Origin of the sequence: Marinobacter sp. HL-58, assembly GCF_001314605.1 — a bacterium.
Classification (GTDB): Bacteria; Pseudomonadota; Gammaproteobacteria; order Pseudomonadales; family Oleiphilaceae; genus Marinobacter.
Genome location: NZ_LIHP01000001.1, coordinates 346913 through 366960 on the forward strand (window position 1 = coordinate 346913; position 20048 = coordinate 366960).

Sequence of the window (20048 nt, forward strand, 5' to 3'; positions counted from 1 at the left end):
CGTAATCCGACAACACCGGGCCTCTACCCTCCATTCGCATCCATAAACCCAAGCACCGCCGCCTGATAGGCGGGAATCACAAACGTAGACCCATGCCCCGTATCCGTTCTTAAAAACCGCTTGGGCTCTTCCGCCGCTTCAAACAACTGCTCACCATGATGGAACGGAATTATCCCGTCACGTTCACTGTGAATCACCATTACCGGCACCGGGCTGATGTTGCTGATGCGTTCATAGGCCTCGTACTCGCTGGTGATGGTCCAGCTCAGGGGGATCTGGAAGGGCCAGGTGAGCCAGAAGTCGCCCAGTTTTTCCCGGGCAATGGCGCGGAATCCGTTGAAGGTGCCGTCAAGGATGACACCGTCCAGGGGTGGCTGTTCGTCCCGTGTTACCCATTCACTGGCGAGTGCGGTGCCCAGTGCGCCACCGAGGCTCTGGCCCAGCAGGAACAGGGGCTGGTTATCGACGTCGGGTTGCTCGATCAGCCAGCGCAGACCGGCCTCTGCGTCGTGCAGGGTGCCTTCTATGTCCGGTGCACCGGTTGAACGTCCATACCCCCGATAGTCGATCAGGAACACGTTGTAGCGTCTCTCGGGCAGCCAGGCGACGTTCATGATGTGGCTGCTGATGTTCTGGGCATTGCCGTGGAGGAAGTAGATGGTGCCCTTGGGGTCGGATTCTGCAGGCAGCCACCAGCCGTGGAGGGTTTCACCGTCCGGGGTGTCCAGGTAAACGTCTTCGTATTCAAGGTTCAGGCGATCAGGGGTGACATAGGTGACATCGTCCGGGTAGAAAAACACGCTGCTGCAGCCGGTCTGCAGCAGCAGGACGCCGGCGGCAGTGACACCCGCCAGTGTTTTAAGGGCGCTCAGAAGTACGCGTGGAGTCCGAGTTGCCATGTGCTGCGGTACCTGTCGTAGTGGTCTTCACGGCTGAACTTTCCAAACAGGCTGAACTCCCGCCCGAAGTGCCAGTTGCCTTCCAGGTAGGCCTGGTCCTGGCGATGCTGGCTGCTGATGATCCAGGCTTTGGTTTTCACACCACCCAGCAGGCTGAACCGGTTGTTCTGGTGAAGTATGCCCAGATCGGCACCGGGGGCTGCGTCGTAGCCCCGGCGCAGGTCGTCGTCGATTTCCAGGTCGGCGGTGGCGATGGCGAAGGCCTGGGTGGTTTTGCCCAGCTGCCAGCTACCGCCGGCGCCGCCTTCCAGGTAAGGGGTGAATACCCGGTTGGTTTCGGTATCGGTGCGTCGACCGCCAAAACCCACCTGCCAGGACAGCGGCGAGAAGAACTGGTTGCGGGGTGACAGGGAGCGGATCTCCACACCGGTGAGCTGTTCTATCTGCAGTTCGTCATTGTCGGTGTAAAAGCGGGCGTCCAGGCGCAGGAACTGGAGCTGGGCGCCACCGCGATAGCCCGCAGGCGGGTCCAGCACATCGTGGTAGGCGGGGCGAAGTGTCAGCTCCGTGAAGTTGCGATCCCCCAATTGCCCGCCGCTGAGGCTGGCCCGGAACGTGTCGTGTCCCTCGTCGTCCCGTATGGCGGGTTCCGGTGGGCCGCTACGGGCCGCTACGCCACGTATCCGGCTGCGTTCGCGGAGCAGGTCGTGGGAAAGGGGGGCCGCGTGCTCCCGTGGCCAGCCGTCGGCTTCGCTCTGGTAACGGACATAGTCATAGGTGGCATCCAGTACCCGGGCCCGTTCCCTGTCACTCAGATCTCTTACCTCCTGCGCATCCGCATCCACGTAGCCGTTAGCAATGGCGGCGGCCAGCGTTTGCTGGTCTGCGGGCAGTGAATCGATGCTGTGGCTCACACTGGTGGCCGCTGAGGGGCGGTAATACACTTCCTCCACCAGGCCCCTGTCCACCACCCAGCGAACGGTATCCGAGGGAATGGCATGGGTACTGACTTCATCCAGCAGGTCGGTGCCCGGGCGGGCCACGTCGATCAGTGCCAGCAGCCGATAGGCACAATTCTCATCGAAGAAGTAGTAATCGAAATTGCGGTCACGGATCTCCCAGGTGTGGGCCAGCATCATGTCCACTTCGGCCTGGTTCAGATTGAGCTGGTATTCCCAAAGGTCCCGATGCTCGATATCGGAATACAGGCGGATCTTCTCATAGTAGGGCTGGATGGACGTAATGCCCGGGTAGCCGCCGAATATGCCCTTGTACGCGAACAGGATCTCACTGTCGTGGGCTGCTGCGTCTGCCGCATAGGAAATGGTGTTGGCCAGCAGAAGGTTGGTTTCCTCGTCTTCCTGGGGCGGGTCGAGGCGCAGGAAGGTATGGCCGAACATTGACGACGGGCTGTTCAGGTAAGAAGCCGCAAATACCAGCGTCACGGTTTCGGTATTCAGTTCTTCCGCCCATTCTTCATAGGCCGGGCAGTCCGCGTTTTCCTGTGGCAGATCCAGTTGTTGCCTGAGCCAGCGATCTCTTGCCGGGAAGCGGCAACGGGCGTGATCGTCGCCACCTCCCGGCTCCATAATGGCCTTCAGTGTGGCTTCGAGTTCCGCCCTGGGCGAGGTTTTGCCGTTGTCGCTGAGGAAAAAACTGTCATCGTCCGCCTGGCTTGTGTGGCCGTCACCAAAACGGTCGGGTTGGTAATGTCCCAGTGTCAGCCATGCGGGGTGTTGGTGGAGTTCTCCGGTGTCCGGGAGTGAGGTAGCGTATGCGTAAGTACCTGGTGCCAGCCAGAGAAGGGCCAGCGCGAACTGAAGCGAAGTGCGCATGGTGGATCAGTCAGTTCCGGTTTGAATGGCGGATGGGTGTAAACGATTGCGCCGTCCCTGGCGCGGTCATTCCTGTTTCAGAATCGACGGATCAGGCTGCTACGTATTTGCTCAGAGCCTCGTTCTGCTCAAGCAGCGACACGATGGCATCCACCGCTTCACCGGACGTGGTGTCTGATGACGGGAAGATGGTTGCAAAGTTGTCCTGGAGGACCTTGCGGAAGGCGTCACGGTCCGCTTCATCCACACCCAGCAGTACAGCCACGGTATCCAGGTTTTCGCCGGAACCGCGGGACATGTCACGCGCTACCTTGTCAATATTGCTGTCCATGTACATGGCCATGGATTGAACAGACTCGTTGGTCTGACACCCCAGCGTGCCGGTGGTCATACCAAAAGTCTGGTTACCGAAGGTCCCGTTGGTGGTTGCGGCCAGAACGTGGGGGGCAATACCGGATTGTCCTTTCCAGATCATGGCGCCAACGCCACAGCCGGGCTGAGCGAAGGCCAGGGTAGAGGCACCCATGAGCAATGCACCTGCGATGAGTTTTTTCATTATTCACTCCTTGTATGTTTTTACTGTCGTCGCAAACGCGCCTTATCCGCCTGAGAGGGTCCCGGGAGCGGCGCGATAACGGCCCTGACTGATTTCCCGTGGAGACAGGTCGACCGTTGACTCTGAGTATAGTTCATATATCAAGAAGGCAAGTTACAGAGCGGCCGAGTGTTTGATTTGGCCCATAAAGGCACAATCAAGAGTGTTGAGTAGCGCTTGATGGGGTTATGGATCCAGAGCTGCCGTTCTGGTGGCTCTGGATCCATTTCACAGGGCCGGGCATTGGGGTCTTTGGCGTAACCCTTGGCCCTATGATTTCAATGAGTCAGTAGGCCGAATATTTATTGTCAATTTCACGCTTGGCGGAAACATATTCCTTATTATCAATTGTTTCCATCATCAACTGGTCTTCTAGCTGAGAGATTTCTTTGTCTTTCAATCCGTTGATCTTTTCTTTGGTCGCGTAGTAGTTGATTGACTGCGCGCCCTGGTAGCCACTCATCGGATCCCACAGGACTGAAGCCGGCCATAGCAGAAGATTGACAACGCCGGCACCGTATTCGCGTACGTAGAAAGAACCAAAACCGGGCAGAATGCCCAGAGCTGCTGCAGCGCCCGGGTTCTTCTCTTCAACTGCCAGACCTTTGGCCTGATATCCCCTGTATTCCTGCTTTTGCCCTGAAGAAAGGGGTGTTGCACAGCCCGATATCATCAGAATACTCAGAACAACACTCAGCACCATACCTTTCGAACGAGATAGAATCATTTGTTTTCCTTAATTAGTTTTTACTCCAGGATGCCGGAAGTGCCATCTTCCGGCCGGCGAAAGATTACAGATTTGTTAAGCTTATGTCGCCGCCGTAATCCCTGGATTTTTTTAAATAATGTAAAACTTATGAAGGCAAGGGCGAGTGGTTCAAGTCGAGGAATGAAATTGATGGCAGGAGTTTATTGGGCCTCTGGAGGTTTCCAATAAACTCCTGATCAGATTGAAGATGGTTAAAAAATAAACCTTATGGCTGTCTCAACCACCCAGATAAGCATTCTGAACATCCGGATTGGATAGCAGATTCTTGCCGGTGTCGTGCAGGCGGATCCGTCCGGTTTCCAGAACATAGCCCCGGTCTGCCAGGTTCAGGGCCTGGTGGGCATTCTGTTCCACCAGGAACACGGTAATGCCTTCTTCCCGCAGTTGCCCGATGATCTCGAAGATCTGTTTTATCACCAGTGGAGCGAGGCCCAGTGAAGGCTCATCCAGGATGATCATGTTGGGTTTGCTCATCAGCGCCCGCCCGATGGCCAGCATCTGTTGTTCACCACCGGACATGGTGCCGGCACGCTGGTGCTCCCGTTCCTTCAGGCGAGGAAACAGCTCGTACACATGGTTCTGGCTCTTGCGGATTTCCGCCTTGGTGTTGAAGAAACCACCCATGTGGAGGTTTTCTTCGACCGTCAGGCCGGAGAACACGCGTCTGCCTTCCGGCACGATGGCGATTCCCGAACGCATGATGTTCGAGGTCATGTCCCGGGTGATATCGTGCCCCTGGAATATAATTCGGCCGGACGTGGCCTGTGGGTTACCGCAGACGGTCATCAGCAAGGTCGTTTTGCCCGCCCCGTTGGCACCAATCAGCGAAACGATCTCGCCCTTGTTGACTTCAACGGACACGCCATGGAGCGCCTCGATCTTGCCGTAATGGGTATGCACATCTTCTAGTACTAGCATGGAAATTCCTCAGGCCTCACCCAGATAGGCTTTGATTACGTCGTCGTTCCGGCGGATTTCATCCGGCGTGCCGCTGGCCAGGGGCCGGCCCTGGTTGATCACGTTGATGCGGTCCGAAATGTCCATGACCAGGCTCATATCGTGCTCGATCAGTACCACGGAGACGTTGTAGTCCTCTTTCAGGCTGATGATCAGCTGGTTCAGATCCTTGGTTTCCGCCGGGTTCAGGCCCGCAGCAGGTTCATCCAGCATCAGCAGTTTGGGTTCGGTAACCATGCAGCGGGCAATCTCGAGCCGGCGTTGCTGGCCATAGGCCAGGTTACCGGCATCCCGGTTTGCCATCTCTGTCAGCCCGACCCGGTCAAGCCAGTAGGCTGCGCGGTCCAGGGACTTCTGTTCCCTTTCGCGGTAGTTGGGGGTCTTCAGGATGCCGGAGATCAGATTGGTGTTGAGATGGCGATGCTGGGCGACCAGCAGGTTTTCCACCACAGTCATACGATTGAACAGGCGCACGTGCTGAAAGGTTCGCACCAGGCCAAGGCGGGAAATCTTGTAATCCGGTTTGCCCTGGATCTCGTTCCCTTCAAACAGGATCTTGCCACCCGTAGGCTTGTAGAACCCGCTCATGCAGTTAAAGACAGTGGTTTTACCGGCCCCGTTGGGGCCGATAATTGCCACGATTTCGTGTTCCTGTACGTCCAGCGACACCTGGTCCACTGCCAGCAGGCCGCCGAAGCGCATTGACAGATTCTGTACTTCAAGCATTACCCGTCACTCCTGCCGTTTCAGTTCGATATGGATGCGTCGCATGGGCATCAGGCCCTGGGGCCGCCAGACCATCATCAGCACCATGGCGGCACCGAAGATCAGCATCCGGTATTCGGAGAATTCCCGTGCCAGTTCCGGCAGGATGGTGACGGCGATGGCCGCCAGGATCACGCCCATCTGGGAACCCATGCCACCGAGCACGACGATGGCAAGGATAATGGCTGACTCCAGGAACACGAACGACTCAGGGCTGATAAAGCCCTGCTTGGAGGCGAAGACAGTGCCGGCGAAACCGGCAAAGAAGGCGCCGATGGTGAATGCAGACAGCTTTACGGCAGTTCGGCTCAGCCCCAGGGACTTGGCAGCTATCTCGTCTTCACGCAGAGCTTCCCAGGCGCGGCCAACCGGCATGCGCATCAGGCGGCGAATGGCGACAGCGGTGATGACCGCCAGTACCAGGGCAATCAGGTACAGGAAGATCACTTTGTGCTCGCCGCTATAGGCAATACCGAAGGTTTCGTGGAAAGAGGTGTTGCCTTCTTCCTTGATCAGGCGACTGAACTCCATGCCGAACAGGGTCGGGTCCGGAATGCCACCGATGCCATTGGGGCCGCCTGTCAGGCTGGTCATGTTGTTCAGCAGAATACGGATAATCTCGCCGAAGCCCAGGGTGACAATGGCGAGATAGTCCCCCCTCAATCGCAGCACCGGAAAGCCTAGCACCAGCCCGAACAGGGCGGCGAGGCCGGCGCCAATGGGCAGGGCAAACCAGAACGAAATTCCGAAGTACTGGGATAACAGGGCAAAGGAATAGGCTCCCACCGCATAGAAGGCCACATAGCCAAGATCCAGCAGGCCCGCCAGGCCCACCACCACGTTGAGCCCGAGGGCCAGCATGATGTAGATCAGCACCAGCGTTGCCAGGTCTACAGCGCCCCGGGAAGCGATGAAAGGCCAGATCACTGCGCCGATGACCATCAGTGTGAGCAGGATGGATTCCAGTTTCAGCCGTTTGCTCTGCTCCATTGGCTCGCGGTTTGCCAGCGGGTTGATGGCAGGAAGCTGGCGCACGGAGCCCATAATGGTGTCCCGGTAGAGCTGGAATACAAAGACAATCACAACCGCCAGCAGGACGCCGATGGAGGTGGAAATATCCACACCCTCAAGGGCCACGGAGGTGCCTCGTCCCTTGAGATCAAAACCCAGAATCGGGTAGGAGATAATGAGCGTGATGAAGGCGCAAAACAGCGCGTGTTTCAGGTTAGCAGTCATCAGATCTTCTCCACCTCCGGTTTGCCGAGCAGGCCGGTGGGTTTGAACAGCAGGATCAGGATCAGCAATCCGAAGGAAACCACGTCTTTGTACTCACCGCTGAGATAACCGGAGGTCATGCTCTCGGCAACACCGAGAATGAGCCCGCCGAGCATGGCGCCCGGAATGCTGCCGATGCCCCCGAGCACGGCCGCGGTGAAGGCCTTGAGCCCCGCGATGAATCCGAACAGCGGGTCGATCGAGCCGTAGTACATCCCCAGCAGCAGGCCTGCAACCGCTGCCAGTGCGGCACCGATTACGAATGTGGCGGAAATGATGCGGTTGGTGTCGATGCCAAGCAGGTTCGCCATGCCCAGATCCTGTGACACGGCACGACAGGCGCGGCCAATGCGGGATCGGGAGATGAACAGGGAGAGAACCGTCATGCAGACCAGGGTGGTAATGAAAATGGTGATCTGCATGTAGGAAATGGATGTCTGGAACGAGTCAGCCGCACCGAAGCGAAAACCGCCTTCAATCAGATCCGGAAAGCCAACATTGCGTGACCCCTGCGCCAGGTGAACATAGTTCTGCAGAAAGATGGACATGCCGATTGCAGAAATCAGCGGGATCAGCCGGTGCTTGCCCCGGACTGGCCGGTAGGCCACCCGTTCCACCGCCCAGCCCATGGAACTGGAGACAATCATCGCGCAAATCAGTGCCACGATCAGTACCAGTGGCAACCATGCTATGCCCAGGGCCGCCAGGCCGGTAATGGCGATCAGCGCAGTGTAGGCACCGATCATGTAGATTTCACCATGGGCAAAGTTGATCATGCCGATGATGCCGTAGACCATCGTGTAACCGATGGCGATCAGGGCGTAGGTGCTCCCGATCGTCAGCCCGTTAATGAGCTGCTGGAGAAAATAGAGGAAATCCTGCATCTGTGTGAGACTCCGATAGCCTGCTCCCTCGACTGCCTGCAGGAACCCCGGGGGTGCCGGCGTACTGCGTGCAGGGTCAACAGAAGCCTAGAAAAACACCTTCTCCCGGATCGCGGTGAGAAGGTGTTCTCATGATTACCGTTTGTTAACGATTTTGGCTCAGTTTACCGGAGTTTTGCTGCCATCTGAATGCCATTCGTAGACAACAAACTCGAACGACTCCATGTCGCCCTTGCTGTCGTACTCAACGGTGCCGATTGGCGTCTGGAAGGTGCCTTCACGCAGGGCTTCGGCAACATCAAACGGATCGGTTGAACCGGCGGCTTCAATACCCTCGGCAATCAGCTGCACGGCAGAGTAGGAAGTGAGCACGAAGGGGCCGGAGGGGTCTTCGTCTTTCTCTTCAAAGGCTTTGACGAGATCCTGGTTTTCTTCCTTTTCGTCAAAGCTGGGGGGCAGTGTGACCAGCAGCCCTTCCGCCGCATCGCCGGCAATGGTGTTGATGTCCTTGTTGCCAACACCTTCCGGCCCCATGAAGACGGCGTCCAGATCAGCCGACCGCGCCTGGCGCAGGATCAGGCCCAGCTCGGGGTGGTAGCCGCCATAGTAGACGTAATCCACATCGGCCTGCTTCAGCTTGGTGATCAGGGACGAAAAGTCCTTGTCACCGGCGGTAATGCCCTCAAACATAGCGACTTCCACGCCCGCATCCTCAAGGGTGTCACGCACGGAGGTAGCGATACCTTCACCATACTGCTGCTTGTCGTGCACAACGGCGACGCGCTCAGGCTCCAGGCTGATCAGGTGCTTGCCTGCTACCGGGCCCTGCATGCTATCGAGGCCGATGGTTCGGAACACCAACTCGTAACCGCGCTCGGTGATGTCCGGGCTGGTGGAGGCAGGTGTGATCATCAGGATGCCTTCGTCCTCATAGATATCCGAGGCGGGCTGGGTGGAACTGGAGCAAAGGTGTCCCACGACATACCGGACACCTTCGTTGACCAATCGGTTGGCCACGGTTACGGCCTGTTTGGGGTCGCAGACATCATCCACTTCCACAGCTTCCAGCATTTCACCGTCCACACCGCCGTCGGCGTTGATACGCTCAATGGCCATGCGGGCACCGGAGAACTGCATGTCGCCATACTGGGCAACGGGGCCGGTCATCGGGCCGGCAATACCGATCTTGATTTCAGCGGCAGCGTGGCCTGCGCCCATTACCGCGATAGAAGTACCAATAGCAGTTACGAGTTTCTTGATTGGTGTACTCATTGGGTCTGTCCTGTTCCAGGGTTATTCTTATGTTCTCAGCGATGTAAACAAACACCACACATGCTGCCTTGTCAAGCTGCTACGTCGGGTATGTTAGCCGGAACACGTCTCGCCGGAAGTACAGCAAAGACTGTGCCGGTATGTAATATCAGGCGTCACACTACTCTTCGTCTTCCGGAAATATGAGTTTCCGGAAGCTTTCATGATCCCGCAGCTGTTCAAAGCTGGGGTCAACGGATGCGTCATCCCGGTATGCGTCGGAAATCTCAATGGCCTTCTTCAGTGTTGCCACCGCATCGTCCCACCGGCCAATCTCGGCATAGGCGCAGGCCAGCTGATAGTGGGCATGGCCGTTATCCGGAGCGAGTTTCAGGGCGCGCTGGCACAGGCTGATGGCCCAGAGGGGTTCCTGCATTTCCAGTACCGCATCGGCTTTGTAACTGAGGGCCTCCACGTCGTCCGGGCGGAGATCCAGGATGGCGTCATAGGCGGCAATCTTGTTCTGTTGGGAGGTTTCCTGGCTGGCCTTCAGCCACAGGGAGTGCACCTCGTTGGTGCGCTCGATATCCGCCTGGTTCTGGTGGATGATGTCGGATTTCTGCCTGAGCTGGTCCTCTATGAATTCCAGGCGCTTTTCGTACTCCACCACCAGTTCGTTGACCCGTTTCTCCGCGAGACTGGTGAGCTGGTTTCGCATGTCGCGAATGGAATTCCAGCCGACCATCACCAGTATGGAGGTAGCACCGGCAATCAGGTAAAAGAAATAGGTAACGGTGTCGGTGGCATAGGACATGGTTTTGTCGGCCACGGACAGTTCCTTGTCCACCACTTTTTCAATCAATTCGGCCCGGGTGTTCATCATTTCCTTGCGCAGGGCCTTGCTTTCCTCCAGCAGGTACAGCTCAACGAACGGGGTGTACATGGGCTCTTCCAGGGAATCGATGCGCTCCTGCACATCTTCCGCAGAGAGATCCTCACCCGGTTCCTGGGCCACGGCTCCCGTACTGATCAGAAGCAACAGAAAAGATGACGCAATCAAGGCGGTCAGTGGTTTCCCTTGGGAGTGATGCGGTGGCGTGTTCTGTATACCGGTATTCATCTGGCCGTGTCCGTTTTGCGGAAGTTCAACAAGGTAGTGACCTTAGCATAGTGGCTGGCGGAAAAAATGCTGGAATACGTAAAAGTGCCGGCCGGTCAGTGCAATAGCCGCTTCTTAGGTGCGCCCGGAGTTGCGGAGACTACGTCTTGCAATCTCCGGATCAAAGACCTCTAATAGTTAGTGTTATAAACAATCGGTTGGCTGTTAAGTGGAGCGATGAGTTGAACAATTATGAAGAGGTTCTGGTGGCGTTGCGCCGGGTTATCCGGGCGACGGATCTGCATTCCAAGCGCCTTAGCAAGCATGCCGGGCTGACTGGGCCCCAGCTGCTGATCATGCGGAGTATCCGCGACCTGGGCGAAGTGACGATCGGTACCATCGCGGACAAGGTCAGCCTTAGCCAGGCCACGGTCACCACGATTCTGGACCGGCTGGAACATCGCAAGCTGGTCTATCGCGTTCGCAGTACCCGGGACAAGCGCAAGGTTCACGCCCATCTGACGGAAGAGGGCGCGGGTATACTGGCCAGGGCGCCAGAGCCACTTCAGGAGGACTTCATCAAGAAGTTCCAGAGCCTCGCGGAGTGGGAGCAGACGATGATTCTGGCGTCGCTGCAGCGGGTGGCCAATATGATGGATGCGGATGACATTGATGCGTCGCCGGTGCTGGATGTGGGGCCGGTGTTGCGTGAGGATGGGTGGAAGGCCAAGGCCTGAGCTTGGGTGCCTGGTTCGGGGGTGGTGATAAATCTTCTTTGGAAAAAGAACTCGCTGCGCTCAGACACCTTTGTTCCGGCAGAAAAGGTACCCCCGCCCCGGGACCGATTCCGGCTTTGTTCCTCTGTTTGGCGTTTGTCGGATTACGGCTTCGCCTAATCCGACCTACGATGCTTTTGGATATCGCCGATTTTAGAACCGTAGGTCGGATTAGCCGAAGGCGTAATCCGACAACCGGGCCCAAATCAGTGCACCGAAGCCCCTTTCTTCGGCTTATCCCCAAAACACACCTGGAACACATCACTGTACTGCCTGGCAAAGTTCACCGTCAGGCCTTCCTTCAGGTAATCCGGCAGTTCCTCGTAATCCCCCCGGTTGGCTTCCGGCAGAATCAGGTTGCCGATTTTCTGACGTCTTGCCGCGATGACTTTCTCGCGGATGCCGCCAACGGGCAGTACCTGGCCGGTGAGGGTCAGTTCCCCGGTCATGGCGATGTTCTGCTGGGGTGCCTCGCGGCGGGCGATGGACAGCAGGGCAGTGGCCATGGTCACGCCGGCACTGGGGCCGTCCTTCGGAGTGGCGCCTTCTGGTACGTGCAGGTGCACGAAGGACTTGTCGAAGAAGGTCGGGTCGCCCTTGAATCGCTTCAGGTTTGACGACACATAGCTGTAGGCGATTTCCGCGGATTCTTTCATCACCTCGCCCAGTTGCCCGGTCAGCTTGAAGCCCCGCTGGGTGCTGTGGATGCGCGAGGCCTCGATGCTCAGGGTGGCGCCGCCCATGGCGGTCCAGGCCAGGCCGGTGACCACGCCGGTGCCCTTGAGGGATTTCTCCTTACGGAATGCCGGTTGCCCCAGGTAGGTCTGGAGGTCAGACACGCCCACCTTCACCGGTTTGTCCGGGTTTTCCAGCAACCGCACGATGCCCTTGCGGATAACCTTGTGCAGCAGTTTTTCCAGGCCGCGCACACCGGCTTCCCGGGCGTAGCCTTCGATGATCTGCTTGATGGCCGCGTCGGTGATGTTCATCTGTTTTTTCAGCAGGCCAGCCCGTTTGAGCAGCCGTGGCATCAGGTAATGCTTGGCGATGGCCAGTTTTTCCTCGGCGATGTAGCCGGACAGACGAATCACATCCATGCGGTCCAGCAGTGGCCGGGGAATGGTATCCAGCTGGTTGGCGGTGCAGATGAACAGAACCTTGGACAGGTCCATGCGCACGTCCAGGTAATGGTCCAGGAATTCCCGGTTCTGTTCCGGGTCCAGGGTTTCCAGCAGTGCGGACGCCGGATCGCCCTGGAAGGAAGCACCGATCTTGTCGATTTCATCCAGCATGATCACCGGGTTCGACACCTTTGAGTCTTTCAGCGCCTGCACGAATTTGCCGGGCATGGCGCCGATGTAGGTGCGGCGATGGCCCTTGATTTCGGCTTCGTCACGCATACCGCCCACGCTGAAACGATAGAACTTGCGGCCGAGGGCATCGGCCACTGAGTGGCCAATGGACGTCTTGCCCACGCCCGGCGGTCCGACGAGCAGCAGGATGGAGCCGCTGACTTCACCCTTGAAGGTGCCTTCGGCGAGGAACTCGACGATGCGATCCTTCACATCTTCCAGGCCGTCGTGGTCGCGGTCCAGAATGCGGCGGGCTTCGGCCAGGTCAAAGTGATCTTCAGAGGTCAATCCCCAGGGCACTTGGGTGAGCCAGTCCAGGTAATTTCGGGTTACACCGTATTCCGGCGAGCCCTGTTCCAGCACCTGGAGTTTCTGCAGCTCGTCATCAAACCGTTCCTGCACCTGTTCCGGCGGGTTGAGTTTCTCCATGCGCTCACGGAAGCGCTCGGCGTCGGCGGTCTTGTCGTCCTTGGCCATGCCCAGTTCGCGCTGGATGACTTTCAGCTGTTCCTTGAGGAAAAACTCCCGCTGGTGCTTCTGCACCTTTTCGTTCACTTCCTCGCTGATTTCGCTTTGCAGGCGGGCAACCTCCTGCTCTTTCGCCATCAGCAGCAGAACTTTTTCCATGCGCCGTAACAGGGGCACGGTATTCAGCACTTCCTGCAGTTCATGCCCGGGTGCGCTGGTCATGGAGGCGCCGAAGTCGGCCAGGGGGGAGCTGTCGTCCGGCCCGAAGCGGGACAGGTACTGTTTCACTTCCTCGCCATACAGCGGATTGGTGCGCAGCAGTTCCTTGATGGCACTGATAATGGCCAGGGTATAGGCTTTGAGCTCGTCAGCCGCTTCTTCCGGCTCTTCCGGATACTCGACCTCCACCAGGTACGGCGGCCGGCGCCGCAGCCACTGGGTAATTCGGAAGCGTTGCAGCCCCTGGGCAATGAACTGCACCTTGCCATTGTCGCCCTGGGCGTGGTGAACCCGCACTGCGCAACCAATGGTTTCCAGTTCCTCGCTGCCGGGGATGCCCTGCTCCGGGTCGCTGTCTTCCACGAAGCAGATGCCCAGCACCTTGTGGTCGGTTTCGCCCACGCGCTTGAGGGTTTCCTGCCAGGGGTTCTGGTTAACCACAATCGGCTGCACCTGGGCCGGGAAGAACGGCCGGTTGGGCACTGGCAGAACATACATGCGCCGTGGCATCTGCTGTTTCGGCAACACCAGGCTCTTGCTGTTCTCGTCCTTGCCGATGTATTCAGTCAGGTCTTCTTCGGGTGCGTCAAAAGAGTCGTTGCGGTTGTCGTCGTTCATACCGTGCGAGCATCCTCCGGGAATGTTGATCCGGGGAGCAGTGCTCCCGGGCCTATTGCCTATGTAGCGGCGCCGGGGATTATTTCAAGGCAGGACGCGGTATTTACCGCATGGCCCTGAAACCAGGCAGAAACCTTGAATTTCGGCACTCAGCCCCCAATACCAACAACATTCCGTTTATGACATTTCAGGAAACTGTTTCCAGAAAACCAATTTCAGGTGCCACCCATGAGCAACTCGCCGTACATATTTGAAGCCACCATGGACAACTTCCAGCAGGATGTAATGGAAGCGTCCTCCAGAACACCCATACTGATTGATGTCTGGGCAGAGTGGTGTGCCCCCTGCAAGCAATTGATGCCGCTGCTGGAAAAACTGGCGGATGAGTACAGGGGCGGTTTCATGCTGGCCAAGGTGAATGCCGATGAACAGCAACAGCTCACCGGTAGCCTGGGGGTGCGCAGCCTGCCCACCGTAATCCTCGTCAAGGACGGCCAGGCAGTGGACGGCTTCAATGGCGCCCTGCAGGAAAGCGAAATCCGCAAGATCCTCGACAAACACATCGAGATCCCGGAAGACGAGGAAGCCCCTTACGACAAGGCCCATCGGCTGTGGGAAGAGGGCGATGTGGAAGCAGCGCTGGCCGTTCTCACCGAAATGAACCGGAACAACCCGGAAGATCTGAAAGTACTGATCGATCTGGCCCAGCTGAAGGCAGAACTGGGCGATCTGGAAACCGCCGAACAGGTACTGGAAAGCCTGCCACCGGAAGAGAAGATGCAGCACCAGGCCAGGCAGCTGGCGGCCCGCCTGAAATTCCTCAAGGCATCTGCCGAACTACCTCCCGTTCACGAACTGGAAGATGCCCTGGACAAAGACCCGAAAGACCCGAGCGCCCTGCATCTGCTGGCCCTGCATCACATTCTCCAGGAGAACAACGCTGAAGCCATGGAACTGCTTATCCGCCTGATGCAGGTGGACAGCAAGTACAAGGATGAAGTGGCCAAAACCACGCTGATCGAGTTGTTCGATAAACTGGGCAACAATAACCCGGACGTGCGCACCTACCGGCGCAAACTCTACACTCTCATGCATTAACTGATCGAAAGGGTATCCCACATCGTAGGTCGGGTAGAGCCAAAGGCGAAACCCGACTGGTAACCTCCGATGTTAAAATTGCCTCCTCAGCCCACATGCTGCGAACTCTGTGAGCGTCCGGTCGCAAAACTTACCCGACATCACCTGATTCCCAGGCATTTGCACCGCAAGAAGCGATTCCAGAAGCTGTTCACCAGAGAGGATCTGATCACCCGCACGCTCTGGGTGTGCCGGCCCTGCCACAATGCGATCCATAACGCCCGCTCTGAATATGAGCTGGGACTGCATTTCAATACCCGGGAGAAGCTTCTTGAGGTGGAGGAGTTGAGGACATTCGTGGAATGGCTGAAAGCTAAGCCGGAGGGGTTTGTGCCGAAGAAGGGGAAGTAGGTGACGGGCTCACCTTTCTGTAAGCCCGTCGGTCTGACAGGCTTATTGACGCGTCATAAAGCCCGGTTCAATGTCGTTTTCATTATGTTGTTCAGAGGCTGGCCTTCAACGCCAGTTTCCGCTGAGTAGACCCGTGTTCCGGATTCAACAACGTTAAAACTTTCGGTAACGTTTCCATAAGTCTTGTCTTGATGAGGGTATAAAAAAACGGCCCCAATCAGGGGCCGCTTCGAAGAAACTGGAAGGCTTAACCGTTACCCTTCTTCATCTCTTCATACTCATCCTCAAAGAAGAACTTCTCCTCTCCAAGGGCCGGCTCCAGCTCATGCAGCCAGGTGGCCGTTTCGCTGTATTTGGCAAAGAACGGGCGCTGTACCCAGTCCGGGTTACGGGCCTGAATAAATCGCAGCACAAACACCTTCTCGCCGTTGATCTCGGTGATGCCCTGCACCTCGACCTTGCCGGGACCGGCGCTCATGGACGGACCACGGGCGGTGCGGGCCAGGCCGGAGACCTGCTTCATGGCCTCGCGGTAGATGTGGAATGCCTCCACCAGCGGCACTTCAAAGTAGTTCTTGGCACCCGTATCGCGCTCTACAAACATGTAGTAAGGGATGATGCCCAGCTGTACTTCCTTGTTCCACAATTTCGCCCAGTCGTCGGCGTTGTCGTTCACATGCTTGATCAGCGGGCCCTGGGCGCGGATTTCAGCACCCGTGGCGCGCAGGCGGCGGATGGCCTCTTCCGCGATATCAGTGGTGATTTCCTGCCAGTGGTTGTAATGGGCCATGATGGCCACGTGCTTGCCGGCATCCACAAGGCGGGCGAACAGGTCGATCAGCTCGTCTGCATCCTTGTCGGTCACGAAACGGTACGGCCAGAAAGTGAGGGCCTTGGTGCCGATTCGGATGGTCTGGATGTGGTCGAATTCCGGTTGCAGCAGTGGTTCCAGGTACTGCACCAGGTTCTTGGTCTTCATCACCATGGGGTCGCCACCGGTCACCAGCAGGTCGCTGACTTCGGTGTGCTGCTGCAGGTAGCCGTGCAGCTTTTCTGCTTCGGTGCTGGCCATCTTCAGGTCTTTGTCACCCACGAACTGCGCCCAGCGGAAGCAGAAGGTACAGTAGGAGTGGCAAGTCTGGCCCTGGGCCGGGAAGAACAGAACGGTTTCCCGGTATTTGTGCTGCACGCCGTCCAGCACTTCGCCGTTGAGCTCCGGCATGTTCATTTCCATCTGGCCGGCCGGGTGCGGGTTCAGTTCGTCGCGAATTTCCTTTGCGACAGCCTGAATCTCTTTCTTGTCGGCACCTTCGCGATGGAGCTTCGCCATGCGTTCGTAATGCTCGTCTTTCAGCATGCCTTTCTGGGGAAACACCAGCTGATAGATGGGGTCGTTGGGTACCTTGTCCCAGTTGATCAGCTCGTTGATCACGTACTCGTTAACACGGAAGGGCAGCACGCTGGCTACCACTTTCATTTCGAACAGCGTCTCTTCAGGGAGATTCTGGATAACGTCGATCTTGTCGAGCTGGCGGTCCGTATAGACCTTGAAGCGTCGTTCTTCGAACTCGACAGTCGGGATGCGGTTCGGGAACGTGACGATGGAGTTCATAGATCGCCCTCTTTTGGTTGTGCGCCAAATTCAGGAGGGTGGGGTTCGCCACCGCTCCGCTGGTTAAAAAACGGGCAGGCGAGTATACATAAATCCCGAAGCATTTTCAGGTCTAAATAAAATCCTTCCGTGCGGTAGGAATCCTACGACATTGGTCTGAATATGCTTGTTTGGAGATGGAAAAGGCGCCATTCTTGCGTAAGTAACCGAAATAGTCCGGTAGGGCTACAACAAAATGTCATCAAAATTGAATTTTGCCACCGAAATGTAGTAAAAATACTACGTAATATCGGGGTGGGTCAGGCACGCTGAATGCTTCAGGCCAAAAGCCAGGAAAGCAGGGTGCTTCCCGCAGTAAAACTGGCAATCATGTTCTATGCTTGTTCAAGGTAACGGACAGGCGAATACCCACAATAAAACGTTCTGCATTCCATCGCAGCTTATCGACACTGCAAGGCGCTCAGCTGCTGATCGTGGCACGCGCCGCACTTATTAATGCCAAGGGGAGGGTTTGATGTACCAGGACGATGATCCCATAGAGACCAGTGAATGGCTGGATGCGCTGGAGTCTCTGATCGAACAGGAGGGCGTTGATCGCGCCAAGTACATTCTGGAACGGCTCTCCGAACGAGCCAGCCGCGACGGCACAGAGCTGCCTTATTCCATCACCACGCCGTTCCGCAATTCCATTCCGGTAACCCAGGAAGCGCGAATGCCTGGTGATCTGTTCATGGAGCGCCGCATCCGCTCGCTGATACGCTGGAATGCCATGGCAATGGTCATGCGGGCCAACCAGCGCCCGGGTGAGCTGGGCGGGCACGTGTCCTCCTTCTCGTCGGCTGCCACCCTCTACGACGTAGGCTTCAACTACTTCTTCCACGGTGGTGATGAAAAGCGGGAATCAGACCTGGTGTATTTCCAGGGCCACTCCTCGCCGGGTATTTACGCCCGTTCCTATCTGGAAGGCCGCTTTGACGAAGAGCAGCTGGACAAGTACCGGGAAGAAGTGGACGGCAATGGCCTTTCCTCCTATCCCCACCCCTGGCTGATGCCGGATTACTGGCAGTTCCCCACGGTGTCCATGGGCCTTGGGCCGATCCAGGCCATCTATCAGGCTCACGTGATGAAGTACCTGCACAGCCGCGAGCTCATTGATATGGGCGACCGCAAGGTGTGGTGTTTCGTGGGTGACGGCGAGTGCGACGAGCCGGAAACCCTGGGTTCCATCTCCATGGCCGGCCGCGAGAACCTGAGCAACCTGATCTTCGTGGTGAACTGCAACCTGCAGCGCCTGGACGGCCCGGTTCGGGGCAACGGCAAGATCATCCAGGAACTGGAAGGTGTGTTCCGTGGTGCCGGCTGGAACGTGCTGAAAGTGGTCTGGGGCCGCATGTGGGATCCCCTGTTCGAGAAGGACAAGGACGGCCTGATGCAGCGCGTCATGGATGAGGCTGTGGACGGTGATCTGCAGAACTTCAAGAGTAACGGCCCGGCTTATACCCGCAAGAACTTCTTTGGCAAATATCCGGAGCTGTCCAAACTGGTGGAAAACCTCACCGACGAGGACATCAACAAACTGAACCGTGGTGGCCACGACCCCTACAAGGTCTACGCGGCCTATCACCATGCCATTCACAATAATGGCGGCCGGCCAACGGTTATCCTGGCCCATACCATCAAGGGTTATGGCTTTGGTACCGCCGGTGAGGCCCAGAACACGGCGCACTCCCTGAAGAAAATGGACATCGAGCAGCTGAAGGCGTTCCGCGACCGGTTTGCCGTTCCGCTCAAGGATGACGAGCTCAAGGATGTGCCTTACTACCGTCCGGCGCCTGACAGCCCGGAAATGGTGTACATGAAGAAGCGCCGCCAGGAGCTGGGTGGCTTCTACCCCAAACGCCGCAAGGATTGTCAGCCGCTGCAGACGCCGCCGCTGGATACCTTCAAGGCACTGCTGGAAGGTTCTAGTGGCCGTGAGATTTCCACCACCATGGCCTTCGTACGGCTGCTGACGGCGCTGACCAAAGACAAGCGCATCGGTAAGCGGGTCGTGCCCATCGTGCCGGATGAGGCCCGTACCTTCGGTATGGAAGGCATGTTCCGCCAGTTGGGTATCTACACATCGGAAGGCCAGAAGTACGTGCCGGAAGACCGTGACCAGATCATGTACTACAAGGAAGACAAGAAAGGTCAGATCCTTGAGGAAGGTATCAATGAGGACGGCTCCATGGCAGCCTGGATGGCGGCGGCCACGTCCTACAGCACCAACAACTTCCCGCTGATACCCTTCTATATCTTCTACTCCATGTTCGGTTTCCAGCGCGTGGGCGATCTGGCCTGGGCCTCTGGTGACATCCAGGCCCGCGGCTTCCTGATCGGTGGTACCGCGGGGCGCACCACTCTCAATGGTGAAGGGCTGCAGCACCAGGACGGTCACAGCCACATCCTGGCCCAGACCATTCCCAGCTGTAAGGCCTACGACCCGGCCTACGGCTACGAGATGGCGGTGGTGATCCAGCATGGCATCAAGGAAATGTTTGAAGACAACCAGAACGTCTTCTACTACCTGACCATCGAGAACGAAAACTACGAACAGCCCGCGATGCCGAAAGACAAGAAGGTGGAAGAGGGCATTATCAAGGGCATGTACCAGATCGAGTCTGTGGAAACCAAGGGCCGTAAGAAATCGCCCCGGGTTCAGCTGCTCGGCTCCGGTGCCATCCTTAACGAGGTGCGTTCCGCGGCCCAGTTGCTGAAGGACGATTTCGGGGTTGCCAGTGATGTCTGGAGTGTGACCAGCTTTAACGAGCTGGCCCGCGACGGTCTGCATATCGAGCGCTGGAATCGCCTGCATCCGGACGACACGCCCAAGAAGGCGTACATCACCCAGTGCCTGGAGAAGCAGCAGGGGCCGGTGGTGTCGTCCACGGACTACATCAAGCTGTTGTCCGAGCAGGTGCGTGCCTATATCCCCAAAACCTTCCTGACCCTGGGCACCGACGGCTTTGGCCGCAGTGACACCCGCGAAAAGCTGCGGAGCCATTTCGAGGTGGACCGCTACTATGTGGCGGTAACCGCGCTCTCGGCTCTGGCGCGAGACGGTGAGGTCAAGGAAGAAGTGGTTCTCGAAGCCATGCGCAAGTACGGAATCGATCGCAACAAACCGAACCCGGTGCTGAGCTAAGG

At 57.5% G+C, this 20048-nt stretch carries 16 protein-coding genes; 4 read left to right on the plus strand and 12 right to left on the minus strand.

Going from position 1 to position 20048, the window contains the following annotated elements; translation table 11 throughout:
• Positions 1 to 23 precede the first annotated feature (23 nt).
• The 10 genes from HLUCCO03_RS01565 to HLUCCO03_RS01610 all read right to left on the minus strand — a co-directional run bounded on the left by HLUCCO03_RS01565 (position 24) and on the right by HLUCCO03_RS01610 (position 10350).
• Entirely contained in the window at positions 24 to 899 is an 876-nt protein-coding gene (locus HLUCCO03_RS01565; RefSeq protein WP_027833201.1) for an alpha/beta fold hydrolase, read from the minus strand.
• The gene (locus tag HLUCCO03_RS01570) at positions 869 to 2734 is read right to left on the minus strand and encodes a DUF4105 domain-containing protein (protein ID WP_027833200.1); all 1866 of its coding nucleotides are present in this window, start codon (positions 2732 to 2734) and stop codon (positions 869 to 871) included. The genes HLUCCO03_RS01565 and HLUCCO03_RS01570 overlap by 31 nt, the downstream gene beginning before the upstream one ends.
• A 91-nt stretch (positions 2735 to 2825) precedes the next feature.
• Positions 2826 to 3290, minus strand: coding sequence for a DUF3015 domain-containing protein (locus HLUCCO03_RS01575; RefSeq protein WP_027833199.1), 465 nt, complete (start codon positions 3288 to 3290; stop codon positions 2826 to 2828).
• Between the two features lie 325 nt (positions 3291 to 3615).
• Positions 3616 to 4056 carry a hypothetical protein gene (locus tag HLUCCO03_RS01580; RefSeq protein WP_197025693.1) on the minus strand — a complete coding sequence of 147 codons (441 nt, stop codon included), beginning with the start codon at positions 4054 to 4056 and terminating at the stop codon, positions 3616 to 3618.
• A 258-nt stretch (positions 4057 to 4314) separates the two neighbouring features.
• Complete coding sequence (locus HLUCCO03_RS01585; RefSeq protein WP_027833197.1) at positions 4315 to 5016, minus strand: ABC transporter ATP-binding protein; 702 nt, start codon at positions 5014 to 5016, stop codon at positions 4315 to 4317.
• A gap of 9 nt (positions 5017 to 5025) precedes the next feature.
• Positions 5026 to 5781: a high-affinity branched-chain amino acid ABC transporter ATP-binding protein LivG gene (gene livG / locus HLUCCO03_RS01590; protein WP_027833196.1), complete on the minus strand. Its 756-nt coding sequence runs from the start codon at positions 5779 to 5781 to the stop codon at positions 5026 to 5028.
• A 6-nt stretch (positions 5782 to 5787) separates the two neighbouring features.
• Positions 5788 to 7059, minus strand: a complete 1272-nt coding sequence (locus HLUCCO03_RS01595; RefSeq protein WP_027833195.1) for a high-affinity branched-chain amino acid ABC transporter permease LivM — start codon at positions 7057 to 7059, stop codon at positions 5788 to 5790.
• Positions 7056 to 7979 (minus strand): high-affinity branched-chain amino acid ABC transporter permease LivH, encoded by a 924-nt coding sequence (livH, locus tag HLUCCO03_RS01600; RefSeq protein WP_292016591.1) that lies wholly within the window; start codon positions 7977 to 7979, stop codon positions 7056 to 7058. The genes HLUCCO03_RS01595 and livH overlap by 4 nt, the downstream gene beginning before the upstream one ends.
• Positions 7980 to 8138: 159 nt before the next feature.
• Positions 8139 to 9251: a branched-chain amino acid ABC transporter substrate-binding protein gene (locus HLUCCO03_RS01605; protein WP_027833194.1), complete on the minus strand. Its 1113-nt coding sequence runs from the start codon at positions 9249 to 9251 to the stop codon at positions 8139 to 8141.
• 160 nt (positions 9252 to 9411) lie between these two features.
• Entirely contained in the window at positions 9412 to 10350 is a 939-nt protein-coding gene (locus HLUCCO03_RS01610; protein WP_081813593.1) for a tetratricopeptide repeat protein, read from the minus strand.
• 221 nt (positions 10351 to 10571) lie between these two features.
• Here HLUCCO03_RS01610 and HLUCCO03_RS01615 point away from each other — a divergent pair, with 221 nt between their 5' ends.
• Positions 10572 to 11066, plus strand: coding sequence for a MarR family winged helix-turn-helix transcriptional regulator (locus tag HLUCCO03_RS01615; RefSeq protein WP_027833192.1), 495 nt, complete (start codon positions 10572 to 10574; stop codon positions 11064 to 11066).
• Between the two features lie 245 nt (positions 11067 to 11311).
• Here the strand turns inward: HLUCCO03_RS01615 and lon are convergent, their stop codons facing one another.
• Entirely contained in the window at positions 11312 to 13762 is a 2451-nt protein-coding gene (lon, locus tag HLUCCO03_RS01620) for an endopeptidase La (RefSeq protein ID WP_027833191.1), read from the minus strand.
• A gap of 228 nt (positions 13763 to 13990) precedes the next feature.
• On the opposite strand from lon, the gene HLUCCO03_RS01625 reads away from it, so the two are divergent.
• Positions 13991 to 14860 carry a tetratricopeptide repeat protein gene (locus HLUCCO03_RS01625; RefSeq protein WP_027833190.1) on the plus strand — a complete coding sequence of 290 codons (870 nt, stop codon included), beginning with the start codon at positions 13991 to 13993 and terminating at the stop codon, positions 14858 to 14860.
• 69 nt (positions 14861 to 14929) lie between these two features.
• Positions 14930 to 15250: a hypothetical protein gene (locus HLUCCO03_RS01630; RefSeq protein ID WP_027833189.1), complete on the plus strand. Its 321-nt coding sequence runs from the start codon at positions 14930 to 14932 to the stop codon at positions 15248 to 15250.
• A 247-nt stretch (positions 15251 to 15497) separates the two neighbouring features.
• Here the strand turns inward: HLUCCO03_RS01630 and HLUCCO03_RS01635 are convergent, their stop codons facing one another.
• Positions 15498 to 16862 carry a KamA family radical SAM protein gene (locus HLUCCO03_RS01635; protein ID WP_027833188.1) on the minus strand — a complete coding sequence of 455 codons (1365 nt, stop codon included), beginning with the start codon at positions 16860 to 16862 and terminating at the stop codon, positions 15498 to 15500.
• Between the two features lie 514 nt (positions 16863 to 17376).
• Here HLUCCO03_RS01635 and aceE point away from each other — a divergent pair.
• Positions 17377 to 20046: a pyruvate dehydrogenase (acetyl-transferring), homodimeric type gene (gene aceE, locus HLUCCO03_RS01640; protein ID WP_027833187.1), complete on the plus strand. Its 2670-nt coding sequence runs from the start codon at positions 17377 to 17379 to the stop codon at positions 20044 to 20046.
• Positions 20047 to 20048 lie beyond the last annotated feature (2 nt).